Source organism: Pseudomonas piscis (assembly GCF_009380155.1).
In the GTDB taxonomy this organism is placed as follows: Bacteria; Pseudomonadota; Gammaproteobacteria; order Pseudomonadales; family Pseudomonadaceae; genus Aquipseudomonas; species Aquipseudomonas piscis.
In genome coordinates this window covers 935962-948684 of sequence record NZ_WHUV01000001.1, presented here as the reverse complement: position 1 = coordinate 948684, position 12723 = coordinate 935962, and the positions used below count along the sequence as shown (strand labels likewise).

At 60.8% G+C, this 12723-nt stretch carries 12 protein-coding genes; 2 read left to right on the top strand and 10 right to left on the bottom strand.

Annotation, left to right across the window (positions count from 1 at the left end; all coding sequences use genetic code 11):
- Nucleotides 1–18 precede the first annotated feature (18 nt).
- Together GDH07_RS04370 and GDH07_RS04365 are read right to left on the bottom strand one after the other, a co-directional pair.
- Complete coding sequence (locus GDH07_RS04370; RefSeq protein WP_022642604.1) at nucleotides 19–369, bottom strand: phage holin family protein; 351 nt, start codon at nucleotides 367–369, stop codon at nucleotides 19–21.
- 522 nt (nucleotides 370–891) lie between these two features.
- Nucleotides 892–1635 carry a LexA family transcriptional regulator gene (locus tag GDH07_RS04365; RefSeq protein ID WP_083456938.1) on the bottom strand — a complete coding sequence of 248 codons (744 nt, stop codon included), beginning with the start codon at nucleotides 1633–1635 and terminating at the stop codon, nucleotides 892–894.
- Nucleotides 1636–1819: 184 nt separating this feature from the next.
- Between GDH07_RS04365 and mutS the strand changes: the two genes are divergently transcribed.
- Nucleotides 1820–4399 carry a DNA mismatch repair protein MutS gene (mutS, locus tag GDH07_RS04360; protein WP_152896762.1) on the top strand — a complete coding sequence of 860 codons (2580 nt, stop codon included), beginning with the start codon at nucleotides 1820–1822 and terminating at the stop codon, nucleotides 4397–4399.
- Between the two features lie 143 nt (nucleotides 4400–4542).
- Nucleotides 4543–4866, top strand: a complete 324-nt coding sequence (gene fdxA, locus GDH07_RS04355; RefSeq protein WP_022642601.1) for a ferredoxin FdxA — start codon at nucleotides 4543–4545, stop codon at nucleotides 4864–4866.
- 515 nt (nucleotides 4867–5381) lie between these two features.
- Here the strand turns inward: fdxA and rpoS are convergent.
- The 8 genes from rpoS to GDH07_RS04315 form a co-directional block, all read right to left on the bottom strand.
- Nucleotides 5382–6389, bottom strand: coding sequence for an RNA polymerase sigma factor RpoS (gene rpoS / locus GDH07_RS04350; protein ID WP_031320993.1), 1008 nt, complete (start codon nucleotides 6387–6389; stop codon nucleotides 5382–5384).
- Between the two features lie 110 nt (nucleotides 6390–6499).
- Nucleotides 6500–7375, bottom strand: a complete 876-nt coding sequence (locus tag GDH07_RS04345; protein WP_103324142.1) for a peptidoglycan DD-metalloendopeptidase family protein — start codon at nucleotides 7373–7375, stop codon at nucleotides 6500–6502.
- 207 nt (nucleotides 7376–7582) lie between these two features.
- Nucleotides 7583–8218 carry a protein-L-isoaspartate(D-aspartate) O-methyltransferase gene (locus GDH07_RS04340; RefSeq protein ID WP_172681667.1) on the bottom strand — a complete coding sequence of 212 codons (636 nt, stop codon included), beginning with the start codon at nucleotides 8216–8218 and terminating at the stop codon, nucleotides 7583–7585.
- Between the two features lie 41 nt (nucleotides 8219–8259).
- Nucleotides 8260–9009 (bottom strand): 5'/3'-nucleotidase SurE, encoded by a 750-nt coding sequence (surE, locus tag GDH07_RS04335; RefSeq protein ID WP_152896761.1) that lies wholly within the window; start codon nucleotides 9007–9009, stop codon nucleotides 8260–8262.
- Nucleotides 8997–10055 carry a tRNA pseudouridine(13) synthase TruD gene (gene truD, locus GDH07_RS04330; protein WP_152896760.1) on the bottom strand — a complete coding sequence of 353 codons (1059 nt, stop codon included), beginning with the start codon at nucleotides 10053–10055 and terminating at the stop codon, nucleotides 8997–8999. The genes surE and truD overlap by 13 nt, the downstream gene beginning before the upstream one ends.
- The gene (gene ispF / locus GDH07_RS04325; protein WP_053134494.1) at nucleotides 10052–10525 is read right to left on the bottom strand and encodes a 2-C-methyl-D-erythritol 2,4-cyclodiphosphate synthase; all 474 of its coding nucleotides are present in this window, start codon (nucleotides 10523–10525) and stop codon (nucleotides 10052–10054) included. The genes truD and ispF overlap by 4 nt, the downstream gene beginning before the upstream one ends.
- A 102-nt stretch (nucleotides 10526–10627) precedes the next feature.
- Nucleotides 10628–11473, bottom strand: a complete 846-nt coding sequence (fghA, locus tag GDH07_RS04320) for an S-formylglutathione hydrolase (protein ID WP_152896759.1) — start codon at nucleotides 11471–11473, stop codon at nucleotides 10628–10630.
- Between the two features lie 91 nt (nucleotides 11474–11564).
- The gene (locus GDH07_RS04315) at nucleotides 11565–12677 is read right to left on the bottom strand and encodes an S-(hydroxymethyl)glutathione dehydrogenase/class III alcohol dehydrogenase (protein ID WP_152896758.1); all 1113 of its coding nucleotides are present in this window, start codon (nucleotides 12675–12677) and stop codon (nucleotides 11565–11567) included.
- Nucleotides 12678–12723: the final 46 nt, after the last annotated feature.

The window sequence follows — 12723 nt, the reverse complement described above, 5'->3', positions numbered from 1 at the left end:
GGGTTGATGAAAGGCCGTTCAGGATCGATCGGAGTGCGAGTCACGCTCGGGCACCTCGCACACACCGATGCGCTTGGCCGCCCAGCGCTCGTACAGGCCGATGGCGACGTCGGCGCCGGCCATGGCAGTCAGGCAACCGAAGGCGCAGGCGGTCCAGATCGAGACGCCGGCGGCATACAGCAGCATGATCGCCGAGACACCACAGATCACACAGGCCCCAGAACGCAGCACCAGGCGTCGCAGCAGTGCCCAGCCACGGGCGCCCTCCTTGTCGGCACGCCACATTTCACCGGACACGCCGCCCAGCAGCGCCAGGACGATGACCATCCAGATCGGCATATCCAGCAACGCTTGTTGCTCGTTTGTCATTCAGGTCTCCCGTGTGGATTGGGGCCAAAGAAGCGGCCGGTTGATGAAAAACTCGAAACGATGATTCAAGGGGTCCCTGTCTATTGGCGGCCCACGTTAGGCAGGCATTCCAAAAAGCCCGGTCGCCCGGGCTTTTCAGTAATGCAATCCTTGGTCTTTCGGCGCTACTGGCGCGGTACGGACCCATTTAAATTGTTCCTCCGACCGCGACCCCTGTCCGCCGGATAACTGCTTCTGGTGCTTTACGCTGCACACCCGGGTCAGTTGCCAACCCTCTGAACCGTCGAGGCCGGTTCATCGCTGCCTTTTGCTTGTGCCACTAAAGAGCGTTGTTGCAGCCGTTTTCGAACGGCTTGAGACGAATATTATGCACTCATGCATATGCAGTCAATGCGTAAATGCATTTATTTATGCGAGTTTTTTGCTCCCATGCATGGAAGCCGCATAGGCATTGGGGATGAAGGGGTTTTGCAGGACAAAAAAAAGCCCGCTCAGGGGCGGGCTTGGTTTGCGGGTGGCGGGTTAGCGGGCGTACATGCCCCACCAGAAGACGTGACCGAGGATGCTGATCTGCTCTTCCTGGATGTCCTGGAAGCTGTAGTCCTCGTCAGGATGCTCATCGCGGTTGAAGCTGCGCAGGCGGATACCGGTGGGCAGGCGGTACAACTGCTTCACCCGCAACTGGCCATTGTGATTGATGGCGTACAGGTCGCCATCGACGATATCGCCAATGGCGCACTTGCCGGCATTGACCCCGACCGTGGCGCCGTCACGCAGTACCGGCAACATGCTGTTGCCGCGCACCGTGACGCACTTGGCCTGGTCGAACTGCACGCCGTTATGCCGCAGGCTGCGCTTGCCGAAGCGCAGGCTGGCGCGCTCGCTCTCCTCGATGACGAATCTTCCTGATCCAGCAGCCAATTCAACCTCGCGCAGAAAGGGAACCGACACCTCGTCGTCATCGACGGGGGTATCGTCGTCCCACAGGCTTATGTCCTTGAGTTCCGAATGAATCTCGTCGCGCACCGCACTGCGGGCCGGGGCGATATCCACGCGCCCGCGCAGTTGGTCGGTGCTCACCTGGAAATACTCGGCGATCTTGGAAATGTGCTTGTCCGAAGGATCGACGATCTTCCCGCTGAGGATCCGCGAGAGGGTGGATTGAGGCACACCGGTGCGACGGTGAAGCTCCGTGGGGGAGATTCCATCGCGATCCAGCAGCTCTCTTAAGACGGTAGAAACGTTGCGTATTTGCATAAAGCGCATATTGCTCGAACTTTATCGGGATGACAAATGCTGTTTTGCATATTCAATGCATTTATTCGCCCCCCTGGCTTGCCCGGGCGCCTGCGAGGCCGCCGGCACCCGTGGTAACCTTGCGACCATCAGCAAGAAGCCGGGCCTGTGCGCCCCTTTGCATCAGCCATTCAACGAATCCGCCTATATATCAATGAGTAAAAATACCTCCGATCTGTCTTCCCACACGCCGATGATGCAGCAGTACTGGCGGCTCAAGAACCAACACCCCGACCAGCTGATGTTCTATCGCATGGGCGACTTCTACGAGATCTTCTATGAAGACGCGAAGAAGGCCGCCAAGCTGCTGGATATCACCCTCACCGCACGTGGCCAGTCGGCAGGCCAGGCCATTCCCATGTGTGGCATTCCCTACCATGCCGCCGAGGGCTACCTGGCCAAGCTGGTCAAGCTCGGCGAGTCGGTGGTGATCTGCGAACAGGTGGGCGACCCGGCCACCAGCAAGGGCCCGGTGGAGCGCCAGGTGGTGCGGATCATCACGCCAGGGACCGTGAGTGACGAGGCGTTGCTGGACGAGCGCCGGGACAACCTGATCGCTGCGGTACTGGGTGACGAGCGCCTGTTCGGCCTCGCGGTGCTGGATATCACCAGCGGCAACTTCAGCGTCCTGGAGATCAAGGGCTGGGAAAACCTGCTGGCGGAGCTGGAGCGCATCAATCCGGTTGAGTTGCTGATCCCGGATGACTGGCCACAGGGCCTGCCAGCGGAAAAGCGCCGTGGCACAAGGCGCCGTGCCCCCTGGGACTTCGAGCGCGACTCGGCGCACAAGAGCCTGTGCCAACAGTTCTCCACCCAGGACCTCAAAGGCTTCGGCTGCGAGACCCTGACCCTGGCCATCGGCGCCGCCGGCTGCCTGCTCAGCTATGCCAAGGAAACCCAGCGCACCGCCCTGCCCCATTTGCGCAGCCTGCGCCACGAACGCCTGGACGATACCGTGGTGCTGGACGGCGCCAGCCGACGCAACCTGGAACTGGATACCAACCTGGCGGGCGGTCGCGACAATACCCTGCAATCGGTGGTCGATCGCTGCCAGACCGCCATGGGCAGCCGCTTGTTGACCCGCTGGCTGAACCGACCGCTGCGTGACCTGAAGGTCCTGGAGGCACGCCAGTCCTCTATCACCTGCCTGCTCGATGGCTATCACTTCGAACGCCTGCAGCCGCAGTTGAAGGAAATCGGTGATATCGAGCGGATCCTGGCGCGGATCGGCTTGCGCAACGCTCGGCCACGGGACCTGGCACGCCTGCGGGACGCCCTGGCGGCATTGCCTGAACTGCAAGTGGCGATGACCGAACTGGAAGCGCCGCACCTCAAACAACTGGCTATCACCACCGCTACCTATCCGGAACTGGCGGCGCTGCTGGAGAAAGCCATCATCGACAACCCGCCAGCGGTGATCCGCGACGGCGGTGTGCTCAAGACCGGCTACGACGCCGAGCTGGACGAGCTGCAATCGCTGAGCGAGAACGCCGGCCAGTTCCTGATCGACCTGGAAGCGCGGGAAAAGGCCCGTACCGGATTGTCCAACCTCAAGGTCGGCTACAACCGCATCCACGGTTACTTCATCGAATTGCCCAGCAAGCAGGCCGAACAGGCCCCTGCGGACTACATCCGGCGCCAGACCCTCAAGGGGGCCGAGCGCTTCATCACCCCTGAACTCAAAGCCTTCGAAGACAAGGCCCTGTCGGCCAAGAGCCGCGCCCTGGCGCGCGAGAAGATGCTCTACGACGCCCTGCTGGAAACCCTGATCAGCCATTTGCCGCCCCTGCAGGACACCGCCGGAGCCCTGGCCGAGCTGGATGTGCTGAGCAACCTGGCCGAGCGCGCCCTGAACCTGGACCTGAATTGCCCGCGCTTCGTCAGCGAACCGTGCATGCGCATCAGCCAGGGCCGTCATCCGGTGGTGGAACAAGTGCTGACCACGCCGTTCGTGGCCAACGACCTGAACCTGGACGACAGCACCCGGATGCTGGTGATCACGGGGCCGAACATGGGCGGTAAATCCACCTACATGCGACAAACCGCGCTGATCGTGCTGCTGGCCCATATCGGCAGCTTCGTGCCGGCGGCAAGCTGCGAGCTGTCCCTGGTGGACCGGATCTTCACCCGAATCGGCTCCAGCGACGACTTGGCCGGCGGGCGCTCGACCTTCATGGTGGAAATGAGCGAAACCGCGAACATCTTGCACAACGCCACCGAGCGCAGCCTGGTACTGATGGACGAAGTGGGGCGTGGCACCAGCACTTTCGACGGTCTTTCCCTGGCCTGGGCTGCGGCAGAACGTCTCGCCCACCTGCGGGCCTATACCCTGTTCGCCACCCACTACTTCGAACTGACAGTACTGCCGGAAAGCGAACCGCTGGTGGCCAACGTGCATCTCAATGCCACCGAGCACAATGAACGGATCGTCTTCCTGCACCACGTCCTGCCCGGGCCTGCCAGCCAGAGCTATGGCCTGGCCGTAGCCCAGCTGGCCGGGGTTCCGAGCGCTGTGATCGTCCGCGCACGGGAGCATTTGAGCCGCCTGGAAACCACCAGCCTGCCCCATGAAGTAGCCAAACCGGCACCGGGAAAAACCTCGGTTCCGCAGCAAAGCGACCTGTTCGCCAGCCTGCCACACCCGGTTCTGGACGAGTTGGCCAAGCTGGAACTGGACGACATGACCCCTCGTCGGGCACTGGAAATGCTTTACACATTGAAGACACGCATCTAACGCGAACGCCTTCAAGCTGTTAGAATCTCGCGCGGTTTGGGATGCTGTGGACTATTAGCCTGGTCCACAGACTATCGCTCCCAAACCTGGCGACCCCAATCCTGTAGGGGCTCCGCTGCCGCCGCCTGAGGAGAAAATTAGAAATGACCTTCGTCGTCACCGACAACTGCATCAAGTGCAAGTACACCGACTGCGTAGAAGTCTGTCCGGTGGACTGCTTTTACGAAGGCCCGAACTTCCTGGTAATTCACCCGGATGAGTGCATCGATTGCGCACTGTGCGAGCCTGAATGCCCTGCTGTAGCCATCTTCTCCGAGGATGAAGTCCCGGACGAGATGCAAGAATTCATTCAGCTGAACGTCGAGCTGGCAGAGATCTGGCCGAACATCACTGAAAAGAAAGATTCGTTGCCCGATGCCGAAGAGTGGGATGGCGTCAAAGGCAAGATCAAGGATCTCGAACGCTGATACTTCGGCGTTCCTTGAAAAGGCCCCTTGCGGGCCTTTTTGCGTTTATGGACTCAGGGATTTGCGACTGCACTTTTCGACAGGCAAAAAAAAGGGGCGGTATGACCCGCCCACATTTTTTCCCTAGTCCCTGTGTTCCTTGTCATCATCCTGATGAATCGCTTCTTGCGATGTCCTGACCATCATCCTTGATGGCTGTGTCTATCCGTCGACACAGGGTTGATATTAGAGACTTCCCAGATAACGGCAATCGCACTATCAGCGGGAAATTCTGTCCAACCTAATCCAGCAATAAATAAAAAGCCTTTTAAATCAGTTAGATAAAAAATTACCTAAGTCGATTTAGGCAACTCAGAAGTGATCGAGCCCCAATAGATTACGAAAAAGTAATCTTTGGCTTACATGGGAATTAAGAACAGTTCCGCTTCTCCTACGTGCCCCTCCAAATCAAGACTTTTCGTCCCCCCATGAAAAAGCCCCGAACCAGTCGGGGCTTTTTATAGGCAGGTCAGCGGCTACTGAAACAGCGACTCACTGGACAAGCCATTCTTCTCGAGGATCTCCCGCAGGCGCTTGAGGCCCTCAACCTGGATCTGCCGCACCCGTTCACGGGTCAGGCCAATTTCCAGGCCAACGTCTTCCAGGGTGCTGCTCTCATGCCCTCGCAGGCCAAACCGGCGTACGACCACCTCACGCTGTTTTTCGGTCAGCTCGGAAAGCCATTGATCGATGCTTTGCGAAAGGTCGTCGTCCTGCAACAGTTCACAAGGATCCGTCGGACGCTCGTCGGTCAGGGTGTCCAGCAGGGTCTTGTCCGAATCCGGGCCCAGCGAGACATCCACCGAAGAAACGCGCTCGTTCAGGCCGAGCATGCGTTTGACTTCCGCCACCGGCTTCTCGAGCAGGTTGGCGATTTCCTCGGGAGAGGGTTCATGATCGAGTTTCTGCGTCAGTTCGCGGGCGGCGCGCAAGTAGACGTTGAGTTCCTTGACCACATGGATCGGCAACCGGATGGTCCGGGTCTGATTCATGATTGCACGCTCGATGGTCTGGCGGATCCACCAGGTAGCGTAGGTCGAGAAACGGAAACCACGTTCGGGATCGAATTTTTCCACCGCTCGGATCAAGCCGAGGTTGCCCTCTTCGATCAGATCCAGCAGCGATAACCCACGATTGACATAGCGTCGGGCGATTTTCACCACCAGTCGCAAGTTGCTTTCAATCATGCGTTTACGCCCAGCCGGGTCGCCACTTTGCGATAGACGCGCAAAGTGCACTTCCTCTTCGGGAGAGAGCAATGGAGAAAAACCGATTTCATTGAGGTACAACTGCGTCGCATCGAGCGCGCGAGTGTAGTCAATGTACTTGTGTTGCTTGATCGCAGCGGAGCTTTTGGATTTGGTGCGAACGGAAGGTGGAGTTGCCCCCTCATTATTCGACATCGAATCCATATCGATTCCGCTCTCCATAAGGAGAACTTCATCGTCGATGTCAAACTCCGGCACTTCTTTACTGAGAGCCATTGTTATAGTCCTTTGGTGAGTTCGACCTCAGGCTCGAGCGTCGCCTATATCCCTGGCAACACTGGAACCTGTTCCCTCTACGTGAGCGAGTGGAACAGGTTGGTAACGGATCAACGACGTGGCAGGAATTGCAGCGGATCTACAGGTTTACCTTGTCGGCGAATCTCAAAGTGCAGTTTCACCCGGTCTGTACCAGTTGATCCCATCTCGGCAATTGTCTGTCCGACTTTGACCTGCTGCCCCTCCCGAACCAGAAGCTTACGGTTGTGACCATAAGCGCTGACGTAGGTTTCGCTGTGTTTGATGATGACTAATTCGCCGTAGCCCCTTAAGCCACTCCCGGCGTAAACCACCGTCCCATCAGACGCAGCTAAAACAGGCTGTCCCAAATCCCCGGCGATATCAATGCCTTTATTCAAACTACCGTTTGAAGAAAATTTTCCAATGAGAACACCGTTGGAAGGCCAGCCCCAACCGGTCGGCGCAGGGCCTGCCGGAGTGGCTGGAACCGGCGCCGGAGCTGGGCTCGGCTTGTTCGCCGGGCTGGTTGCGGCACCTGTTGCCGGAGATGTAGTGGTCGTCACCGGGCGACGAATGACCGTGGTTTTGCTCGAGGAGGAAGCACCGGAGGACTGGGTACTGGTCACCACGGTAGCCGGAGCGGTACCGGTGCGGCCATCGAAACGAATGGTTTGCCCCGGATGGATGGTATAGGGCTCGCTGATATTGTTGCGGGCGGCCAATGCCTTGTAATCCCAGCCATAACGGAAGGCGATGGAGAACAGCGTATCCCCGCGGCGCACGGCGTACTGGCCGGTGGTGACGGTCGGGCGTTGCGGTGCCGCATTGCTGTTGCGATCAACCACTCCGACGCTGCTGGACCTGGTGCTGGAGCAACCAACCAACAAGGAACTCAAGACAAGGCCAATCATCAGTCGCTGAAAGCTTGTTGTACCCATACGCTGCGCAATGACTGTGAGACTCACCCGCCGCTCCCTTTCTGATGGTTGACGATATAGATTGCCTGGCTCAGGCATGAAATGACGCAAGTATAACCGGACGCCGGCGCTTTACCGCCGGCACGGCACAGGGACGACCGGGGTTTGTCACGGGTCGTCGCCCCACAGGTTGACGACCGATACGCCACTAAGACACAGCCTGACGGACAGAATTCACCCAGCTCGCAGAAATGCTCAGGCCAGGGGGCCATTGAGCAGGGGTACAAACCGCACCGCTCCCAGGACATGCCGGGCAAAGCCGTGTTCTTCGCGGACGATCAACATCAGCTGTTGCACCTCACCGGCGCCAACCGGAATCACCATGCGCCCGCCTGGTGCCAGCTGGTCGAGCAGCGCCTGGGGAATATCGGTGGCCACCGCGGTGACGATGATGCCGTTGTAAGGCGCCAATGCCGGCCAGCCCTCCCAGCCATCACCCCAACGGAACACCACATTACGCAGGTTCAACTCCTGCAGGCGCTCCTTGGCCCGATCTTGCAGGACCTTGATCCGCTCCACCGAGAACACCCGCTCCACCAGCTGCGACAGCACCGCGGTCTGGTAGCCGGAGCCGGTACCGATCTCCAGCACCTTGTCCAGGGGGCCAGCCTCCAGCAGCAGCTCGCTCATGCGGGCCACCATATAAGGCTGGGAAATGGTCTGGTTATGGCCGATGGGCAACGCTGTGTCTTCATAGGCCCGATGGGCCAGTGCTTCATCGACAAACAGATGCCGGGGCGTGCGCCGGATGACTTCCAGCACCTGGGGGTTGGACAAGCCTTCATCGTAGAGCCGCTGGATCAGGCGTTCACGGGTGCGCTGGGAGGTCATGCCGATTCCCCGGCGCAGCAGATCGTCTTGCTCACGGGCCATCAGCGCAGCCCCTCCAGCCAGCCGTCCAGGCTCCTGAACGCATCATTGAAGGTGCGATCCAACTGCAGCGGGGTCACGGATACGTAGCCCTGCATGACCGCATGGAAATCGGTGCCGGGACCGCCATCCTCGGCGTCCCCGGCGGCGGCGATCCAGTAGCCGGCCTTGCCGCGGGGGTCCACCACCTTCATGGGAGCCGCGGCACGGGCGCGATGGCCCAGGCGGGTCAGCTGGATACCGCGGACGCGATCGAGCGGCAGGTTGGGAATGTTCACGTTCAGCACCGTCCGTGGTGGTAGATCCAGCAAGCCTTGCGCCTCGACCAGCTTGCGCGCGAAATGAGCCGCGGTGGCGAGGTTCTCCTCCTGCCGCGAGACCAGCGAAAAGGCAATCGCCGGACGCTGCAGGAAACGCCCTTCCAGGGCGGCCGCGACAGTCCCGGAATACAGCACGTCATCCCCGAGGTTGGCCCCCAGGTTGATGCCCGAGACCACCATGTCCGGTTCATGCTCCAGAAGGCCATTGAGCCCCAGATGCACACAATCGGTCGGCGTGCCGTTGATGCTTATATAGCCGTTGCCGAGAGTATGCGGATGCAACGGACGGTCGAGCGTCAGCGAGCTGCTGGCGCCGCTTTTGTCTTGATCCGGTGCGATAACCACGCACTCGGCATGATCGGCCAGCGCAGCATGCAGCGCGGCGATACCGGGTGCGGTTACCCCATCATCGTTAGAAATCAGAATACGCATGGGCTGTCCGTCTGCCCCACCGGCACCAGATCGACGAGTTCGCGCACCAATGCGGTGGCGAAACATCCGGCCGGCAGGACGAATTCCAATTGCAGAATGTCAGGCACGGGATAATGCCACGTCAAACCGCCAATGGGCAGCCGCAGGATGCGTCGTTCGTGCTCCATGCCGGCTTTTACCAGCCAATCGCACAGCGCCGGTTCACGGGTAGCGACGCCCTGCTCCAGGATCTGGGTAGCACCGGCGGCAGGCGAGTCGCCTTTACCCCACAAGGGCCCGGTGGGATGCAGGTCGAGAATCGCCAGGCGCGGATCGTGGCACTCCTCAGCTCCAGCCATGAAGAAACTGCGGCTGTCGGTGAAGGCCAGCAGATCGCCCACCTGGGCCTGCTGCCAACTGCCGTCGGCCACCCGTGCGCCCAGGGCCTGGTTGAACAAGTAGCTACGAGCGGCGGACAGCAAGCGCGAACGCACGTTGCGCTGTTCCGGCAACGCCTGGCGTGCCGACCAGTCCCGGGCATCCGCCAGGTTGCCGCCGTCATGGCCAAAACGCTGGGCACCGAAGTAATTGGGAATGCCTTGCCGAGCGATCAGTTGCAGGCGGGCATCGATCGCCGCGTGATCCGCCCGCAGCTCGGTCAAGCGCAAGGTGAAGCCATTGGCTGCATGGGCGCCGCGTTGCAGCTTGCGCCTGTGGCGGCTGGCCTTGAGGATCTTCAGGGTGTGGTTTTCGGCTGCCGCCAGGTCTGGATCGGCCTTGCCCGGCAGTTGCACGCTGAACCATTGGCGAGTCAGGGCCTGGCGGTCCTTGAGTCCGGCATAGCTCACCGTACGCAGCGGGACCCCGGCGGCCTTGGCGATCCGCCGGGCAGCTTCCTCGGTATTCAGGCCGCGTTTTTCCACCCACAGCCATAAATGCTCGCCATCGCCGCTCAGAGGAATGTCCAGGACCTCATCGACCTGGAAATCCTCGGCCGTGGCCTTGAGGACCGCGCTGCCCAAGGCATCGCCATAGGCCCGCGGGCCCAACAGTTGCAGTTCGTTCATGCGCGCAGCAACAAGGCTACGGAATGCACCGCAATACCTTCCTCGCGCCCGGTAAAACCAAGCTTCTCGGTGGTGGTGGCCTTGACGTTCACCTGATCGAGCTCGACCTGCAGGTCCTCGGCGATCAGCGCCCGCATGGTGGCGATATGCGGCGCCATCTTCGGCGCCTGGGCGACGATGGTGTTGTCGACGTTACCGACCTTCCAGCCCTTGGCATGGATCAACGCGACAACGTGACGCAGCAGTACGCGGCTGTCGACGCCCTTGAATTGCGGATCGGTGTCAGGGAAATGCTTGCCGATATCACCCAGCCCCGCAGCCCCCAACAGGGCATCGCTGAGTGCGTGCAGCAGCACGTCGCCATCGGAATGGGCCAGCAGCCCGGAGTGGTGGGCGATACGCACACCACCCAAGGTGATGAAGTCGCCCTCAGCGAAACGGTGCACATCGTAGCCGTGGCCAATACGCATAAAAAAACGCCCCGAAAAAGTCAGGGCGTGATTCTACCTGCTTTGCTGGCCCTTAGGGCTGGTACGAGCGTCCCCGCGGACGGGCGCCAAGGCTCGTACGACCTAGCCGTTCAGTGCCCGCGCATGATGGCGCAGGTGGTCATCGATGAAGCTGGCGATGAAGAAGTAGCTATGGTCGTAGCCCGGCTGCAGGCGCAGGGTCAATTCATGGCCGGCCTGCTTGGCCGCCAACTGCAGGGCTTCAGGCTTGAGCTGGGTGGCGAGGAAGTCATCGCGGTCGCCCTGATCCACCAGCAATGGCAGTTTTTCGCTGGCCTCGGCGATCAGGACACTGGCATCCCATTCACGCCAACGAGAGCGCTCTTCCCCCAGGTAACGGGAAAACGCCTTCTGCCCCCAGGGGCAATCCATGGGGTTGCTGATGGGCGCGAACGCCGACACCGAGCGGTAGCGCCCGGGATTGCGCAAGGCACAAACCAGGGCCCCGTGCCCGCCCATGGAATGGCCGCTGACGCCACGCTTGTCGGAAGCCGGGAAATGCGCCTCCACCAGTGCCGGCAACTCATGGACCACATAGTCGTGCATCCGATAGTGCTGGGCCCAAGGCTCCTGGGTCGCATTGAGGTAGAACCCCGCCCCCAGGCCGAAATCCCAGGCGCCATCCGGGTCACCGGGTACCCCGGCACCACGCGGGCTGGTGTCCGGCGCGATGATGATCAGCCCCAGCTCGGCCGCCATGCGCTGGGCACCGGCCTTGTGCATGAAGTTCTCGTCGGTGCAGGTCAGGCCGGACAACCAGTACAGCACCGGCAGCTTGCCGCCCTGCTCGGCCTGCGGCGGCAGGTAGACGGCGAACACCATGTCGCAGCCCAGTACCTGGGAATGATGTTTGTAGCGTTTATGCCAGCCGCCGAAGCTTTTCTGGCAGGAAAGGTTTTCCAGACTCATGGCGGACCTCCAGCGCGCATACAGCAAGCCTCAAGCTGCGAGAGCGGTTGCCCCTACTTGCAGCCTGTGGCTTGCAGTTTGTCGCTGCTCCTTAGAAATGAATGACCGAACGGATGCTCTTGCCTTCGTGCATCAGGTCGAAGGCCTTGTTGATGTCTTCCAATCCCATGGTGTGGGTGATGAAGGTGTCCAGCGGGATCTCGCCCTTCTCGGACATCTCCACATAGCTCGGCAGTTCGCTGCGGCCACGCACGCCGCCGAAGGCCGAACCGCGCCAGACACGGCCGGTCACCAGCTGGAACGGACGGGTGGCGATTTCCTGGCCGGCACCGGCCACGCCGATGATCACCGACTCGCCCCAGCCCTTGTGGCAGCACTCCAGCGCGGCGCGCATCAGTTGCACGTTGCCGATGCACTCGAATGAGAAGTCCACACCGCCGTCGGTGAGATCGACGATCACTTCCTGGATCGGGCGATCGTAGTCTTTGGGGTTGATGCAATCGGTGGCACCCAGCTGGCGGGCGATCTCGAACTTGGCCGGGTTGATATCGATGGCGATGATGCGCGAAGCCTTGGCCTTGACTGCGCCGATCACCGCGGACAGGCCAATGCCACCCAGGCCGAAGATCGCCACGGTGTCACCCGGCTTGACCTTGGCAGTATTGAGCACCGCGCCAATACCAGTGGTCACGCCGCAGCCCAGCAGGCAGACCTTCTCCAGCGGTGCATCCTTCTGGATCTTGGCCACGGAGATTTCCGGCAGCACGGTGTACTCGGAGAAGGTCGAGGTGCCCATGTAGTGGAACAGCTGCTGGCCCTTGTAGGAGAAGCGTGTGGTGCCGTCCGGCATCAGGCCCTTGCCCTGGGTGGCACGGATGGCCTGGCACAGGTTGGTCTTGCCCGACAGGCAGAATTTGCACTGGCCGCATTCCGGGGTGTACAGCGGAATCACGTGGTCACCCACGGCCACCGAAGCCACGCCCTCGCCCACCGCTTCCACTACTGCGCCACCTTCATGGCCGAGAATCGACGGGAAGATCCCTTCCGGGTCGGCGCCCGACAGGGTGTAGGCGTCGGTGTGGCAGACACCGGAGGCCACCACCCGCAACAACACCTCGCCAGCCTTGGGCATGGCGACATCGACTTCAACGATCTCGAGGGGTTTCTTGGCCTCGAAGGCTACGGCAGCGCGCGACTTGATCATCCTGGGTCTCCAGCGAATAAAAACGAGACAGGGAGTGTAAAACAGC